General features: G+C 62.5%; 12 protein-coding genes. 8 read left to right on the forward strand and 4 right to left on the reverse strand.

Annotated elements, in window-relative coordinates:
- Positions 1–38: 38 nt before the first annotated feature.
- Positions 39–638 carry a nitroreductase family protein gene (locus HGO38_RS24870; protein ID WP_250958515.1) on the reverse strand — a complete coding sequence of 200 codons (600 nt, stop codon included), beginning with the start codon at positions 636–638 and terminating at the stop codon, positions 39–41.
- A gap of 320 nt (positions 639–958) precedes the next feature.
- Here HGO38_RS24870 and HGO38_RS24875 point away from each other — a divergent pair, with 320 nt between their 5' ends.
- The 8 genes from HGO38_RS24875 to HGO38_RS24910 all read left to right on the forward strand — a co-directional run bounded on the left by HGO38_RS24875 (position 959) and on the right by HGO38_RS24910 (position 8,810).
- Positions 959–2,236 carry a polyhydroxyalkanoate depolymerase gene (locus HGO38_RS24875; RefSeq protein WP_250958516.1) on the forward strand — a complete coding sequence of 426 codons (1,278 nt, stop codon included), beginning with the start codon at positions 959–961 and terminating at the stop codon, positions 2,234–2,236.
- Positions 2,237–2,374: 138 nt separating this feature from the next.
- Positions 2,375–2,812 carry a DUF2852 domain-containing protein gene (locus HGO38_RS24880; protein ID WP_250958517.1) on the forward strand — a complete coding sequence of 146 codons (438 nt, stop codon included), beginning with the start codon at positions 2,375–2,377 and terminating at the stop codon, positions 2,810–2,812.
- 94 nt (positions 2,813–2,906) lie between these two features.
- Positions 2,907–3,668 carry a M48 family metallopeptidase gene (locus HGO38_RS24885; protein ID WP_250958518.1) on the forward strand — a complete coding sequence of 254 codons (762 nt, stop codon included), beginning with the start codon at positions 2,907–2,909 and terminating at the stop codon, positions 3,666–3,668.
- 72 nt (positions 3,669–3,740) lie between these two features.
- Positions 3,741–4,415: a phosphoribosylanthranilate isomerase gene (locus HGO38_RS24890; protein ID WP_250958519.1), complete on the forward strand. Its 675-nt coding sequence runs from the start codon at positions 3,741–3,743 to the stop codon at positions 4,413–4,415.
- On the forward strand, positions 4,412–5,632 hold the full coding sequence (gene trpB / locus HGO38_RS24895; RefSeq protein WP_250958520.1) for a tryptophan synthase subunit beta: 1,221 nt from the start codon (positions 4,412–4,414) through the stop codon (positions 5,630–5,632). Before HGO38_RS24890 ends, trpB begins: the two co-directional genes overlap by 4 nt.
- A gap of 1 nt (position 5,633) precedes the next feature.
- Positions 5,634–6,473, forward strand: coding sequence for a tryptophan synthase subunit alpha (trpA, locus tag HGO38_RS24900; RefSeq protein WP_250958521.1), 840 nt, complete (start codon positions 5,634–5,636; stop codon positions 6,471–6,473).
- A 39-nt stretch (positions 6,474–6,512) separates the two neighbouring features.
- Positions 6,513–7,421, forward strand: coding sequence for an acetyl-CoA carboxylase, carboxyltransferase subunit beta (accD, locus tag HGO38_RS24905; RefSeq protein ID WP_250958522.1), 909 nt, complete (start codon positions 6,513–6,515; stop codon positions 7,419–7,421).
- A gap of 45 nt (positions 7,422–7,466) precedes the next feature.
- Positions 7,467–8,810 carry a bifunctional folylpolyglutamate synthase/dihydrofolate synthase gene (locus HGO38_RS24910; RefSeq protein ID WP_250958523.1) on the forward strand — a complete coding sequence of 448 codons (1,344 nt, stop codon included), beginning with the start codon at positions 7,467–7,469 and terminating at the stop codon, positions 8,808–8,810.
- Between the two features lie 59 nt (positions 8,811–8,869).
- Here the strand turns inward: HGO38_RS24910 and trxA are convergent, their stop codons facing one another.
- The 3 genes from trxA to addB all read right to left on the reverse strand — a co-directional run bounded on the left by trxA (position 8,870) and on the right by addB (position 16,002).
- Positions 8,870–9,190, reverse strand: a complete 321-nt coding sequence (gene trxA, locus HGO38_RS24915; protein ID WP_168475588.1) for a thioredoxin — start codon at positions 9,188–9,190, stop codon at positions 8,870–8,872.
- A gap of 73 nt (positions 9,191–9,263) precedes the next feature.
- A complete protein-coding gene (gene addA / locus HGO38_RS24920) occupies positions 9,264–12,818 on the reverse strand; it encodes a double-strand break repair helicase AddA (protein WP_250958524.1) in 3,555 nt (1,184 codons plus the stop codon).
- Positions 12,808–16,002: a double-strand break repair protein AddB gene (gene addB / locus HGO38_RS24925; RefSeq protein ID WP_250958525.1), complete on the reverse strand. Its 3,195-nt coding sequence runs from the start codon at positions 16,000–16,002 to the stop codon at positions 12,808–12,810. Before addB ends, addA begins: the two co-directional genes overlap by 11 nt.

Raw genomic sequence — 16,002 nt, forward strand, 5'->3', positions numbered from 1 at the left:
TTAACCGTGATTCACGTGAAACACTTATTCAGTCCCGACTATGCCTTCGGAAATGAGCCCTCGAAGGCCACGGCGCTGAGCGGCTTGCGACCATTTGGAACTTCGCGGCCCTGAAGCTGCTCCGGCAGGAGGGCAGGGTCGCCCAGTTTTCCGATTGCCACGGCAGCCTCCGCCCGGTAACCCGGCGGAACGACCAGCACCTCAAGCGCCCGCTCAAAATTCACGCCGCCCATGGCATGGGCAAAATAGCCGGAATGAAATGCCTGCAGCGCCAGCATTGCCCAGGCAGCCCCCGCGTCGAAGCTATGACTGCGAAACGGCTGCGGCTCGCTGCCGTCGTCTTTCCGGTTCAGCGTGTCTGAAAAGATCATGACGAGAGCAGAGGCAGACCTGGCCCAGACCTGGTTCGATTCCGCGAGCAGGCCGAGCAACCCGTCCCAATGTGCATCGCCCTTAAGCGCATAGACGAAACGCCACGGCTGGTAATTGGAGGCTGAGGGTGCCCAATGGGCCGCCTCCAGAATGGTCATCAGCGACGCTTTATCCATGCTCTCGCCGGTAAAGGAGCGCGGCGACCAGCGATCCAGAAAGACGGGATGGATGGGATAGTCCGATTGGCGATGATTGCTTTGTGTCATGCGTGTCCCTGCTGTGATGGGGTCGAGGCCGATGTAACGGCATAACCGATATGGCAAGATGCAGCACCGAATCAAGAAGATCTGAGCGTCCGTCCGCTGGCGATCGCTCGGCCATTGTTAACCAGCTTCGCCACCTGGAACTTTAACGCCTCCATGCCATTATGAAATAGTGACTGGCGGAAGAACAGGAGACAGACGCGCTCCTCGTACTTTGGTCGGCCCAACAACAAAATTCTTAACCTTTGACGGAATTCTGGTAGTTTTGGCGGTTGCGATGAAGATCGCGGCACCTGGATGGAAAGCGAAAGGCGGCTCTGCTCATGTTTTATCAGCTCTATGAAATGAACCATGCAGTGATGGCGCCCTTTCGAGCGACCGCCGACGCCATGCGGCTCGCCTACGGCAATCCGCTCAATCCGCTGACCCACACGGTGGTCGGTCGTACCATGGCAGCCGGCTTCGAAGTGTTCGAGCGCGCCACCCGCCGCTACGGCAAACCGTCCTTCGATCTTCCGACCACGCAAATCGCTGGCCAGACTGTCGCCATTCGCGAAGAGATCATCTGGAAGAAGCCGTTCTGCAACCTCATCCATTTTGAAAGAGACTTGGCCGCCGATCACGGCGACGACCCGAAGATCCTGATCGTCGCGCCCATGTCGGGTCACTACGCCACGCTCCTGCGCGGCACGGTGGAAGCCCTTCTGCCAAGCGCCGATGTCTATATCACCGACTGGATCGACGCCCGCATGGTCCCAGTCACCGATGGCGTCTTCGATCTGGATGACTACATCGACTACGTTATCGAGATGCTGCACCACCTGGGGCCTCGCACCAATGTGGTGGCAGTCTGTCAGCCATCGGTTCCGGTGCTTGCCGCGGTGGCGGTCATGGAAGCTGCCGGCGACGATTGCGCTCCCGCCTCGATGACCCTGATGGGTGGTCCGATCGACACCCGCTGCAATCCGACGGCCGTCAACGAATTGGCGCAGAAGAAGCCGCTTGAATGGTTCAAGGACAATGTCATCATGAATGTTCCCTGGCCGCAGCCGGGCTTCATGCGCGCCGTCTATCCGGGCTTTCTGCAACTGTCCGGCTTCATGTCGATGAACCTGGACCGCCACATGATCGCCCAGAAGGATTTTTACATGCACCTCGTCAAGAACGACGGGGATTCGGCCGAGCGCCATCGCGACTTCTACGACGAATATCTGGCGGTCATGGACCTGACGGCGGAGTTTTATCTGCAGACGGTCGACACCGTCTTCATCAAGCATTCCCTGCCCAAGGGCGAGATGATGCATCGCGGCAAGCGTGTCGATACCGCAGCGATCCGCAATGTCGCGCTGCTGACCGTCGAAGGCGAGAACGACGATATCTCCGGCGTCGGCCAGACCAAGGCGGCCCAAACCATCAGCCCAAATATTTCCGACGACAAGCGCATGCACTATCTGCAGCCCGATGTCGGGCATTACGGCGTCTTCAACGGCTCGCGCTTTCGCAAGGAAATCGCGCCGCGTATCATCGCCTTTGCCCGGAAACACTCCGAAGTGGTCAAGCCCAGCATCAAGCGCGTCATCAAGGGCGGCAAGTCCGTCTGACGTCCTTTGATTTCTTGCAGCTAATACAGTCCTTTGCGGGATTTGACCGGCGGATGTCTTGAAGGGCGCCCGCCGGTTTACCACATCGATTTCCATCGGGCGGCATTCCGCCCCCGAAGAAAACGAGGGTAATTGATGATGAACCAATCAGCATTGCTGCGCCCGGACTGGACGCCGGCAACCGTCGTTCTGATGGTGCTAGGCTTTATGGTGTTCTGGCCTTTGGGGCTCGCCATGCTTGCCTATATTCTTTTTGGCGATCGCTTCAAGGAATTCAAGCGCAACGCCAACGAAGCGGCTGACGGCATGTTTTCGAAGTGCCGCCCGGGCAAGTATCGTGGCCGTTCGCCGTCTTCGACCGGCAATGTCGCCTTCGACGACTGGCGCAAGGCCGAACTGGAGCGCATGGAAACCGAACGCCGCAGGCTCGATGAAATGCGCGAGGAGTTCGACTCCTATTCCCGCGAACTGCGTCGCGCCAAGGATCAGGAAGAGTTTGATCGCTTCATGCGCGAACGCAACGCGGTGAAGCGTACCGACGGTGACGTTCCGGGCTCGGCTTTTTCCACGAATTGATCGGGCATTCGCCCCATCGCAACGGATGCCGGCATCGCGCGCGATGCCGGCTTTTTTGCGCGGCAACATCCTTCGAATCGGCTAAGACCACATCATGTTCGCGATGTTGAAGAAGACCATCAGGAGATCGAGCAAGCCGAAGGCGCCCGAAAGCCGGGTGCTGGAGGTTGCGGGCCGAGCCGTGCCCCTGACCATTCGCCAGAATGCCCGCGCCACCCGCATCACGCTTCGCATCGAACCGGGCGGCCGTGCCCTGAAGATGACGGTGCCGACGGGGCTTCGCGACATCGAAGTCAGCGATTTCCTGGACCGCCACCGCGGCTGGTTGAATACCAAGCTATCCAAGTACAGCACCGACAACCGGCTGCGGCCCGGCGCGGACATCCTGCTCCGGGGCGTACCGCACCTGATCGTGCACACAGGCCTGTTGCGCGGTATTACCGAAGTGACGCAGATCGATGGCCGGCCGGCCGTCAAGATCAGCGGGCTGGAGGAACATGCCGGCCGACGCCTGTCGGCTTTCCTGAAGAAGGAAGCCCGCGCCGATCTGGAGCGGCTGGTGGCCGAGCATACGCGGACCATTGGCCGTAAGCCCGGTGTACTGTCGATGAAGGACACGCGCAGCCGTTGGGGATCCTGTTCGTGGGACGGCAATCTGAGCTTTTCCTGGCGCATCGTCATGGCCCCTCCAAGCGTCATCGACTACCTGGCCGCCCATGAAGTGGCGCATCTTCGAGAAATGAACCATGGCCCGGCCTTCTGGGCGCTTTGCCGAAAGCTCTGTCCGCACATGGAGGAAGCCAAGCTCTGGCTGAAACGCCATGGCTCGCAATTGCACGCGATCGACTTCGACTGATTCATCCGAAGTGAGCGGTCTGGCGTCGCAAATTGGCTCGACTCTTTTGTGTTTTCATGTCACTTCGCTGCCATGAAGCCCGATATCAAGATTTGCGGATTGAAGACACCGGAAGCGGTCGATCGCGCCGTCGAGCGCGGGGCGACCCATATCGGTTTTATCTTCTTTGAAAAGAGCCCGCGCAATATCGAACCGGATATTGCCGGACGGCTGGCCGATCGCATCCGCGGCCGCGCCAAGGTCGTGGCTGTCACGGTCGATGCCGACAATGACGAGCTGGACGAGATCGTCGATCTTCTGAAGCCCGACATTCTGCAATTCCACGGCAAGGAAAGCGCCGAGCGCCTGCTGAACGTCAAGGCGGTCTATGGCCTGCCGGTGATGAAGGCATTCTCTATCCGCGATGCCGATGACTTGAGGAAGATCCCGCCCTATATAGGCATTGCCGATCGATTTCTGTTCGATGCCAAGCCGCCGGCCGGCTCCGACCTTCCGGGCGGCAATGGCGTCTCCTTCGATTGGCAATTGCTGCGAACGCTTGACGACGATGTCGATTACATGCTTTCCGGGGGGCTGAACAAAGACAATATCGAGGCCGCCCTGCGGGAAACCGGCACGCGCGCCATTGATGTCTCCTCCGGGGTCGAAAGCGCGCCGGGCGTCAAGGATCTGGATATGATGGACGAATTTTTCGCCGCGGTTGAGCGCGCAAACGCGCCGGCACCGGTATCAGGGAGCGTAAAGTGAACCACACACCCACACCCAATTCGTTTCGTGAAGGCCCTGACGAGGATGGCCGCTTCGGCATCTTCGGTGGCCGGTTCGTCGCGGAAACCTTGATGCCGCTGATCCTCGATCTGCAGGCGGAGTGGGAAAAGGCCAAGACCGATCCAGAATTTCAGGCCGAACTCGCCCATCTCAACAAGCACTATACCGGGCGCCCGAGCCCGCTCTATTTCGCCGAACGCCTGACCAACGAGCTGGGCGGCGCCAAGGTCTATTTCAAGCGCGATGAGCTGAACCACACCGGGTCGCACAAGATCAACAATTGTCTCGGCCAGATCCTGCTGGCCAAGCGCATGGGCAAGACCCGCATCATCGCGGAAACCGGTGCCGGTCAGCATGGCGTGGCGTCCGCCACGGTGGCCGCCCGCTTCGGTATCCCTTGCGTCGTCTACATGGGCGCAACCGATGTCGAACGCCAGGCCCCCAATGTCTTCCGCATGAAGCTGCTTGGCGCCGAAGTCATCCCCGTCACCTCTGGCCATGGCACCCTGAAGGATGCCATGAACGAAGCCCTGCGCGACTGGGTCACCAATGTCGACGATACCTATTACATGATCGGCACGGCCGCTGGCCCGCATCCCTATCCAGAAATGGTGCGCGATTTCCAGTCGGTGATCGGCCGCGAAACCCGCGAACAGATGATGGAAGCCGAAGGCCGTCTGCCCGATCTCCTGATTGCTGCCGTCGGCGGCGGATCGAACGCGATCGGCCTGTTCCATCCGTTCCTCGACGATGCCAGCGTCAAGATCGTCGGCGTCGAAGCCGGAGGCAAGGGTCTTGACGGCGAAGAGCATTGTGCTTCCCTGACGGCCGGCTCACCCGGCGTGCTGCATGGCAACCGCACCTATCTGCTGCAGGATGCCGACGGACAGATCAAGGAAGGCCACTCGATCTCGGCCGGTCTCGATTATCCCGGCATCGGCCCGGAGCATTCCTGGCTGAAGGACATGGGACGCGTCGAATATGTCCCGATCATGGATGTCGAGGCTTTGGCTGCCTTCCAGGTTCTGACCCGCACCGAGGGTATCATTCCCGCCCTCGAGCCGTCCCATGCTCTGGCAGAAGTCATCAAGCGGGCGCCAAAGATGGACAAGGACCAGATCATCGTCATGAATCTCTGCGGCCGCGGCGACAAGGACATCTTCACTGTCGGCAAGATCTTGGGTATGGGGCTCTGACATGACCGCACGTATGGACAAACGCTTTGCCGATCTGAAGGCTGCCGGCCGCCCGGCGCTGGTCACTTATTTCATGGGCGGCGATCCGGATTATGAGACGTCGCTCGCCATCATGAAGGCCCTTCCGGACGCCGGTGCCGATGTCATCGAGCTCGGCATGCCGTTTTCCGATCCGATGGCCGACGGGCCGGCGATCCAGCTGGCTGGCCAGCGCGCCCTGAAATCAGGTCAGACGCTGGTCAAGACCCTTCAGCTTGCCCGCGATTTCCGCAAGGTCGACCAGGACACACCGATCGTCATAATGGGCTATTACAATCCCATCTATGTCTTCGGCGTCGAGAAGTTCCTCGACGAAGCCCTGGAGGCCGGCATCGACGGCTTGATCATCGTCGACCTGCCGCCGGAAATGGATGACGAACTGTGCCTGCCGGCGCGCAAGCGCGACATCAATTTCATCCGCCTGGCGACGCCCACCACCGACGACAAGCGTCTGCCGATGGTCCTGCGCAACACATCCGGCTTCGTCTATTATGTCTCGATGAACGGCATCACCGGTTCGGCTCTGCCGGATCCGTCGCGGGTGTCCGGTGCGGTCGGACGCATCAAGAAGCATACCGACCTGCCGATCTGCGTCGGCTTCGGCGTCAAGACGGCCGAGCATGCCCGGCTGATCGGCGCCAGTGCCGACGGCGTCGTCGTTGGCACGGCCATCGTCAACCAGGTGGCCCTGAGCCTGACCAAGGACAACAAGGCCACCGCCGATACGGTACAGGCTGTTGTCACCCTGGTGCGGGGCCTGTCGAGCGGCGTCCATGCGGCGCGCCTTGCTGCTGCCGAATAGCGACACCATATTGAGTAGCGTCAATCAGGAGTATTTCAATTGAACTGGATCACCAACTACGTGCGGCCGCGGATCAATTCCATGCTTGGCCGGCGCGAAGTCCCGGAAAATCTCTGGATCAAATGCCCTGAGACCGGCGAAATGGTCTTCCACAAGGATCTCGAGGGAAACAAGTGGGTCATTCCGACATCGGGCTATCACATGAAGATGCCGGCCAAGGCGCGCCTTCTCGATCTGTTCGACGGCGGACGCTATGAGGCCTTCGTGCAGCCGAAAGTGGCCCAGGATCCGCTGAAATTCCGCGATTCCAAAAAATATTCGGACCGGCTCCGCGATAGCCGGGTGAAGACCGAGCAGGAAGACACGATTCTCGCCGGCCTTGGCACGGTCAAGGGCCTGAAACTCGTCGCCGTCGTCCATGAGTTCAATTTCATGGGCGGTTCGCTCGGCATTGCCGCCGGCGAGGCGATCATCAAGGCCTTCGAGCGTGCCATCGAGGAAAAATGCCCGCTGGTGATGTTTCCGGCCTCCGGCGGTGCCCGCATGCAGGAAGGCATCCTGTCGCTGATGCAATTGCCGCGCACAACGGTGGCGGTCAACATGCTGAAGGAAGCAGGCCTGCCCTATATCGTCGTGCTGACCAATCCGACGACCGGCGGGGTCACCGCCTCCTATGCCATGCTGGGCGACCTGCACATTGCCGAACCCGGCGCCGAGATCTGCTTTGCCGGCAAGCGCGTGATCGAACAGACGATCCGCGAAAAGCTTCCCGAGGGTTTTCAGACATCGGAATATCTGCTGGAGCATGGCATGATCGACATGGTGACGAAGCGGCACGACATTCCGGATTTGCTGGCGCGCATCTTGAAGATCATGACCAAGCAAGCTGGCGACGTCGTCAAGAATACCCTGCCGGCGATCTCGGCTGTGCAGGACGTTCCGGCCTGACCCCGCATACGCTCTCGATCACGCCGAATCGCGGAATTCCTGACCATGAATGAGCCTGCCCATAGTGAGGCCGAACGGGAGATCGAGGTGCTGATGGGATTGCATCCCAAGGGCTTCGATCTCTCGCTGAACCGTATCCGTCGCCTGCTGGGCAATCTTGGCAATCCGCATCTGAAGCTGCCGCCGGTCATTCATGTGGCCGGCACAAACGGCAAGGGCTCCGTGACGGCCTTTTGTCGGGCGCTTCTGGAAGCAAAAGGGCTGAGCGTGCATGTGCACACATCCCCCCATCTTGTGCGTTGGCACGAGCGATACCGGATCGGCGTCAAGGGCGGGCCGGGGCAATTCGTCGAGGATGCCATCTTTGCCGATGCGCTGCGCCGGATCGCGGCCGTCAATGCGGGGGAGGCGATCACGGTCTTCGAGATCCTTACCGCCGTAACCTTCCTGCTGTTTTCCGAACAGCCCGCCGATGTGGCGATCATCGAGGTCGGTCTCGGCGGCCGGTTCGATGCGACTAATGTCATCGACAATCCCGCCGTTTCGGTGATCATGCCGATATCCCTGGATCACCAGCCCTATCTTGGCGATCGGGTCGAACTGATTGCTGCCGAAAAGGCCGGGATCATGAAGCGCGGCCTGCCGGTGGTCATCGGCCACCAGGAGCATGATGCGGCACGCGACGTTCTGGTCGCCACCGCCGAGCGCTTGAACTGTCCGCTCGCGGTATTCGGTCAGGATTATTTTGCCCATGAGGAGTTCGGACGGCTGATTTACCAGGACGAATTCGGCCTCTCCGATCTGCCGCTGCCGCGGCTTCCCGGCCGCCATCAATATGGCAATGCCGCGGCTGCCATACGCGCCGTCAAGGCAGCAGGTTTTACGGTGACCGATGCGATGGCCGAAACCGCTATGACCTCGGTCGAATGGCCGGGACGGCTACAGAGCTTGTCGGAAGGAAAGCTGCTGGTCCATGCGCCGCAAGGCGCCGAAATCTGGGTCGACGGCGGACATAACCCGGGCGCCGGCGAAGTGATTGCCGAGGCCATGGCCGGTTTCGAGGAGCGCCAGTCGCGCCCGCTCTATCTGATCATCGGCATGCTCAACACCAAGGATCCGATCGGTTATTTCCGCGCCTTTTCGGATATCGCCGTCCATGTCTTCACGGTTCCCATTCGCGGCACCGATGCGGCTATCGATCCCGTTGTGCTGGCCCATGCCGCCTATGATGCGGATCTGGTCGCTGAACCGATGTCGTCGGTTGCCGAGGCGCTGGAAGCCATCCGCGAACGTGCCGATCCCGATATGCCGGCACCGCGCATTCTGATCGGCGGATCGCTTTATGTCGTTGGCAACGTGCTGGCCGACAACGGCACGCCCCCCAAATAAAAAAGCCCGGACGAACCGGGCTTCTTTCAAATGATTCGGGTTGATGTCCGCGCTGCGGCTCAGGCGGCGCTGGAAATCCAGCTGCTCAGCGCCGTCTTGGGCTTGGCGCCAGCCTGGATGTCAGCCACTTCGCCGCCCTTGAAGATCGCAAGGGTGGGGATCGAGCGGACGCCGAAGCGTGCGGCAAGCTCGGGGTTTTCATCAATGTTGACCTTGGCAATTTTCACCTTGCCGGCCATTTCCGTCGAAATTTCTTCAAGGCTCGGTGCGATCATTTTGCAAGGTCCGCACCATTCAGCCCAGAAATCAACGACGACGGTTTCCGAGGAATCCAGGACTTCTGCCTGGAAATTGGCATTATCGACTTTTACCGTAGCCATTGGCTGCTCCTTTGTCGGTATCTGTTGATGTCTATGTGATGTGTGAGCGCCGGGTTTTCAATATCCCCATATCTCACGTTGTCTTGAGCTCGGCAAGAGACCGGGCCAGATCCGCTTCCGGCACGCAGAGAACCCGCGCATCCTCGGTATAGACCAGCAGGCAATCAAAGACCTTGCCGGGATAAAGAGGGGCGAGGATCTCGCGGTAGATGGCAAGCTGGGCACGATGGGCGAAGGGCAGCTCTGCCAGCGATTTCGGCGGCATGCGGTTCGTCTTGTAGTCGAGCAGAATGACACGATCGGCAGTGACGGCCAGCCGGTCGATCCGGCCCGAGACGGTTCGCTCCTCGCCGTTGAGCAGGAATGTGCCCATGACGGAGACTTCCGCCTGTCCGTGGGCGGAGAAGACGTCCTGGAGCTGCGGATGATCGAGCACGGCCATCACATCGTCCAGCAGCCGAGCACGATCCGCCGCCGGCCAGAAACGGGCAGCCCGCCCCACATACCGTTCGGCGGCCTCGAAGCGTTCGGCCTTTGGAAAGGCCGGCAGCACCTGCAGCATGCGGTGCACCAGCCGCCCTTTTTGCAGCGCCAGCCCGGCATTCTGCTTTTCCCCGAACAGCGGCGAGCTGACCAGAAGGTCGCCAGCATCGTCGTCGATCACCGTTCCAGCGCCCGACGGGCTGAGGGGGCGCGGCAACCGTGTCTGCTGCGGCGCGGGCCGTGACAGCGCCTCGGGCAGCGATTCGGAGACCCCGGTTTTCTCGCTTTCCTTTCGAGCTTCAAAGGTCCGGCCTGAAGGAGGCAATTGCCAGGAGAGGCCGCCCCAATCGCCGTCAGGGCCGGAAAAGCGCACCGGCTTGCAGCGGGTTTCATCGAGCGCCAGGGCGCCGGCGATCATGCTGTGCCAGACATCCGGTTGCTGCTGCTTGCCGCGATAGCCGCAGACGATCAGCCGGTCGGCGGCGCGCGTCATGCCGACATAAAGCAGGCGCCGGTACTCTTCCTCGGCAAGTCGCTTGACGCGAGCCGTGTCTGCTGACGTTACCGAATTGTCGAGCCCCTTGACCGGCGTCCAGATCGGCACAGGCGGCCTGTCCGGATCCACAGGGATCATCCGGAACTTGGCGAGATGCGTGTGGTTGAAGGCCTTGGCGCCATCATCGACCAGGAAGACGATCGGCGCCTCCAGGCCCTTGGAGGCATGCACCGTCATCACCCGCACTTCGCTGCGTTCCTTGTCCTGTTCGCGCTTGACCTCGGGCGCTTCCTGCTCGAGCACCGTCACGAAGGATTGCATGCCCGGAAGGCCTGATGTTTCGTAGGCGAGCGCGAAATTCAGGAATTCGTCGAGGATATCGCTGACCTCGCTGCCGAGCCGCGCCAGAAAGGCCCGCCGGCCGCCCAGAGACCCAAGGACATGGGCGTAGAAATCGTGCGGCGGAAGACGGCGTGAGAGCGAGATATAGCCGGACAGGCGTGTCAAAACCGTCTGCCATGGGGACAAGTCGGCATGCGCCAGCCGCTTCAAGGCCTGCCAGACGCTTTCGCGTTCCTCCCGCAAGGCGCAGACCGTGAAGACATGGTCCTCGTTGAGGTCGAAAAGCGGGCTTTTCAGAATGGCCGCCAGCGACAGGTCGTCGGCCGGCAGCAGGACAAAACGCCCGAGCGCCAGCAGATCCTGAACGGCAATATGACCGGTGAGCTTCAGCCGGTCGGCGCCGGCCACCGGAATATTGTCCCGTCTCTTCAGGGCACGGGTCAGGGCGTTGACGAAGGCGCCGCGCTTGCGCACCAGGATGAGGATGTCGCCGGCCTCAATCGGTCTTTCGACGTCCTTTTCAACGATCGTTTCCGTGCCGATCATCGCCTCGATGCGATGGGCGATCCGCCGTGCCAGAATGGAGGATGGGGCGCTTTCCGGTGTGGCGTCGAAAGGTGCGGTCCAGTCCTCTTCCTTGTCCAACGGTTCGGCCGCCACCATGTCCCAGAGATCGACCGCGCCCGGATGTCCCGATCGGCTGGACATATGGACCACCGCGTCGTTGGCAGCGCTCAAGCCCCGGGCATTGTCAGCTTGCGAAAAGACCTGGTCAACGGCCGAGAGCACGGCCGATGTCGATCGGAACGACAGAGGCAGCCGCACGGCGCTGAAGGTCTCGCCGCCGGTCTGGACTTCCTGTGCGGTGAGCGACCCTTCCTGCGAAAACCGTTCCGGCCGGGCGCCCTGGAAGGAATAGATCGACTGCTTCTCATCGCCGACGGCAAAGAAGGTGCGCGTCACCGTGCGGGCGCTGGCGCCGGAAAAGAAATCCTCGCGCAACGACCGGATCACCGACCATTGCACCGGACTGGTATCCTGGGCCTCGTCGACCAGGATATGATCGATGCCCTGGTCGAGCTTGTAATGCACCCAGGGACCGACCTGGCTTTTGGTCAGGAGCGCTGCCGACCTCGCAATCAGGTCCTCGAAATCGAGCTGGCTGCGGCCCTTCTTCAGGTCCTCGTAATCGTGGTCGAGCCGCTGGGCAAGCAGCAGGGCAGCGCGGGTCGCGGTATAGAGCCGAAAGATCCGCAAGCGATCGCGACAGGCCACCACATGTTCCCGTGCCGCGATCACGGCATCCATCAGGTCGGGCGCCGCCTTGCCCATGGCGGCGGCCAGCAGCGTCCTGTCGGCTTTCGGCTTGTCGGCCTGCGTGTAGAAACAGCCCTCCAGCAGTTCGGCGCGGCGAACGGGATCGACCTCCCGGACGGCCTGTTCCAGCCCTGAGGCAATCGTCTGGACACTCTCACCGCCCTTTGTCCGCGCCAGATCGATATAGGCCGAGAGCGTGGGACCGTTGAGACCGGGCAAGGGCCAGTAGTTGCCGGCAAGACTGATTTCCGTATCGTCGACGGAGATCGTCAAGGCTTCGCGGAGCGCAGCATCGCTGCCACCGCGGCGTTCCGCCCACTCCATGAACGTGCGCACCGCATGCCGGTTGGCGACGATATCGCCGAGCAGCGCCTCCAGCCCGAACTCGTCGCCGAGGCTGATTGCCAGGGAAAAGGCGTCAGCCAGTGCTGCGTCGCCTTCCTCCGTCGTCGCCGTCAGCAGCGAACGCCGGGCATCGGACAGGAGCAGGGCCGAGGCCCGGTCGTCGAGCACGGAAAAATGCCCGGCCACATTGGCCTCGAGCGGAAACTGGTGCAGCAGCGCTTCGCAGAAGGCGTGAATGGTCTGGATCTTCAAGCCGCCGGGTGTCTCCAGCGCTCGGGCAAACAGGCGCCTGGCCGCAGCAATCTTCGCCCGGTCCGGCATCCGGCCCTCGATCTGCGTTATGCGCCCTGCCAGCTGCTCGTCGGGCAGGGTTGCCCATTCCGCCAGCCGCTCGAACACCCGGTTCGACATTTCAGAAGCCGCAGCCTTGGTATAGGTCAGGCAGAGAATGGACGACGGGCGCGTGCCCGCCAGAAGCAGCCGGATCACCCGCAGCGTCAGCACATGGGTCTTGCCCGAGCCGGCATTGGCCGACACCCAGGCCGAGCGGCCCGGATCCGAGGCCAGCGCCTGCTGGGCCGAAGTCCAGTCGATCCAGGCGAGCGGGCTGTCGCTGTCGGGCAGATGGTCGATTTCACTCGTCACCGGCCACCTCCTCGGTTTCCGCCGTCGACCATTCGGCGACTCGGGCGAGATGATCATATTCGCCGCTGAAATCATTCTGCTGGGCCGGCATCAGTCGGGAGACGAAACCCTTCTCGCCGGCCTGCAACAGGGCGACGAACCGCACCAGTTCGGCAATCGACTGCTCGCCCAGATCGACCGCCGACTTGGCATTGTCGCCGCGCCCCGTCAGCTCGTTGTTGACCGCCTCCGCCTTGAAGCGATGGCCCGGCCGCAGCCGCACATAGAGAAGGTTTTCCGGCGTCAGCCGTCCGGCATTGCGGAAGGCGCCCGCCTTCAAGGCCGCGGCCTCCAGCGCCAGTTGCGGATCAAGCAGGCTGCGGGCCTGCGACACGCTGGGGCTCGATCCGGTCTTGTAGTCGATGATATCGGCAAAGCCGCCGCCTTTGATGTCGATTCGGTCGGCCACGCCGGTCAGCCTGATGCCGATCTGCTCGAGCTCCATACCGGCCGGCACCTCGGTAAGGATGGTGGTCGAAGTCCGGTCCCGCGTTCTTTCCCAGTGCAGAAAGGCCCTGCCGACATCGACAAAACGCTGGCGCCAGACCACGTCGATATGGGGCGGCAGCCGTTCCGCATCGAAAAGCTCCTGCGCGATGGCCTGCAACCGTCGTGCCGCATCGGTGTCCAGCGGCGAGGGCACGTCCCGCACGAACCGCTCGACGATCCGGTGGTAGAGCGTGCCCCGCTCGGAGGCGCCGGGGTCGCGGTTGAACGGATCGACCGGATCGAGCCGCAGGATACGCCGCGCGTAGATCGCATAGGGGTCGCGCCGCAGCCGCCCCACTTCGCTGAACGAATAGCGTTTGGGCTGAAGCTCCGCCGGCGGTGTCGGTGCCGGCCGCATGGCTGGCGACTGGTCACTTCCACTGTCGATCAGATCGGCAAAATGGCGATAGCGATTGCCCCGCGCCTTCAGGTCATTGGCAAAACCCTTGCCCCCCAGCGCCAGCAGGCGCTGCAGCCAGCGGGATGCGACGGTCGGTGCCGAGCCTTGGCGCAGGGCGCGGGAATAGATCAGCTTGCGGGTGCCGTTTGCCATCTCGAAATCATGGGCCAGCTGGCCGATCTGCCGTTCCGGCGGTTCCAGGCCCATCTGCGTCTTCATGCTGCGCGACAGGAAGGGATTGTTGGTGGTCTGGCCGGGCCATGAGCCTTCGTTGAACCCGCCCAACACCAGCGTATCGACGGACTGGAGGCGCGCCTCAAGCGTACCGAACACAAAGATCCGGGGATGCCGCATGGCAGCCGGCTTGACCGCTTCGCCGGCCACCAGTGCCATGGCGATATCGATCCACTGCGTGCCATCGGCCTCGATCTGTCCGTCCGCCTGCATCACTTCGCTCAAGAGTCGCGCCAGGGTTTCGCCGGCTTCATCGGACCAGAGTGCAGCAAGACTGCCGTCCGGCTCGGCGCAGATGGCCTCAAGCACCCGCCCGCTGCGCTCGGCCCAACCGGACAGCGACAGGCGGCTGGTCAGGTGTCCGCCATCCGGCCGCTTGACGACGAGGCCCGCCAGCGGCTCGACGGCCAGGGCAATGGTCCGCGCCAGCTTGCCGGCGTTCGCAATCGCCCCTTCGGAAATCGTCAGCCGCCATTGCCGTCCATGCCGATCGTCCGCCTGGGCTTTTACTTGGGCCTGAAGCAGCGGTTCAAGGGCGCTGATGTCGACGGACCCGATGCCGCCCCGCAGGGCAATGATCTCCAATGTATCGACCGCCTCGCGGCAGTCGGCCTCATTGAAACCGAAACGGGCCAGCGGATGTTTCAACAGGGCGACGATGGCGACCGGATCGCCGGGCCTGAGCGTCGCTTCGAGCGCCAGGTTGAGAAGCGTTCCTTGCGGCGTCGCGCTGAACGGCGTGCCGGCCGAATCGTCGGCGATGATCCCGAAACGCGCCAGTTCGGCGGTCACCCGCCGGGCGAGGTTCCTGTCGGGCGTGATCAGCGCCGCGCGGCTGTCTCCATCCGCGCCGGGCTCCTCCAGCGCCAGCCGAAGGGCAATGGCAATGGCGGTGGCTTCCTCCCGCTCGTTGGCCGTCTCGATCAGCGCCACATCGGCAAAGGCCCGGTCGAAGCGCTCGTCAACGAAGGCGGCGTCACGCCAGGCTGTCCAGCCGTCCGTGGCACCGGCCGGTGCCATGGCGCGGGACAGGATCTCGGCGCGGTCGCTCAAGGTCTCATCAGCTGCTTGCAGCAGGGTGACGTCGTCGCGGGTCACACGCAGCTTTTCGAGCAGTTTGAACAATCCGTATTGCGGGTGCCCGCGACCGGCCGGGTCCGATAGCCCGCCGGCATCTGCCGGGCCGCCGACCGTCTGCCACTGTTCTTCCGGCATGGAAAGATCCAGCCCCGGCAGCACGACCACGCCCTGCGGCAGGGACGCGATCGCCGCGATCAGGTCGGCGGCAGCCGGAATGGATCCGGTCGATCCGGCAACGATCACCGGGCCGCTATCGCCAAGGCCGGCGATCCGCCGCGCCTCGGCGCGCAGAAGGGCGTTGCGGTGCCGTACGGGAGAGGCGCGGCCCAGTTCCTCGAGGCGCGCTGGCCAGAAGACGCTGGCAATCCGCAGGAATTCCAGCGTCAGCTGCCACCAGGATGCGTAGTCGCGCGCATCCAGCCTGTCGAGATCGGCCCAGTCGCCGTCTTCCGTCTCCACCGCGTCGATGAGCTCGATCAGGGCGCGTGCCAGCCACACGGCGTCCGCCGGGCTTGCCGGTGCCACCAGCGGCGTGTCCGAATGAATGCTGAGAACGATAGCCGGCAAACGGTTTCGCCAGGCCAGGATCAGCTGCGCCAGTTCGAGCAGCCGGACCGTATTGCTGATCGCCGGGGCCAGATCAAAAAGCGCCGGCGCATCGCTTTCGAAGAAGCCGCTGTCGTCATCGGTTTCGCCAAGCGGCCGGATCACCGGAAGGATGGCGGATTGTCCGCCCAAAAGGTCCACGAACTCGGAGCGCAGGGAACGGGCGGCGCGGCGCGTTGGCACCAGGATCGTCACTTTTGCCAGCGACAGGGGATCGGCAGGGTCATACCGGAACCCGTCGCAAAGCCGACCGTCACAAAGGGAAGCGGCCAACAGCCTCAGAAAGGGTTGGCCCGGCGGGATGGTCAGGACGTTGCGGCGGCCGGCCTCTTCCAT

The organism is Rhizobium sp. CG5 (assembly GCF_023701945.1).
GTDB lineage: Bacteria > Pseudomonadota > Alphaproteobacteria > Rhizobiales > Rhizobiaceae > Allorhizobium.

What these genes read in the sequence shown, in the direction of transcription:
- HGO38_RS24870 (WP_250958515.1), bottom strand. Translation starts at nt 638, where the DNA reads ATGACACAAAGCAATCATCGCCAATCGGACTATCCCATCCATCCCGTC.
- HGO38_RS24875 (WP_250958516.1), top strand. Translation starts at nt 959, where the DNA reads ATGTTTTATCAGCTCTATGAAATGAACCATGCAGTGATGGCGCCCTTT.
- HGO38_RS24880 (WP_250958517.1), top strand. Translation starts at nt 2,375, where the DNA reads ATGAACCAATCAGCATTGCTGCGCCCGGACTGGACGCCGGCAACCGTC.
- HGO38_RS24885 (WP_250958518.1), top strand. Translation starts at nt 2,907, where the DNA reads ATGTTCGCGATGTTGAAGAAGACCATCAGGAGATCGAGCAAGCCGAAG.
- HGO38_RS24890 (WP_250958519.1), top strand. Translation starts at nt 3,741, where the DNA reads ATGAAGCCCGATATCAAGATTTGCGGATTGAAGACACCGGAAGCGGTC.
- trpA (WP_250958521.1), top strand. Translation starts at nt 5,634, where the DNA reads ATGACCGCACGTATGGACAAACGCTTTGCCGATCTGAAGGCTGCCGGC.
- HGO38_RS24910 (WP_250958523.1), top strand. Translation starts at nt 7,467, where the DNA reads ATGAATGAGCCTGCCCATAGTGAGGCCGAACGGGAGATCGAGGTGCTG.
- trxA (WP_168475588.1), bottom strand. Translation starts at nt 9,190, where the DNA reads ATGGCTACGGTAAAAGTCGATAATGCCAATTTCCAGGCAGAAGTCCTG.
- addB (WP_250958525.1), bottom strand. Translation starts at nt 16,002, where the DNA reads ATGGAAGAGGCCGGCCGCCGCAACGTCCTGACCATCCCGCCGGGCCAA.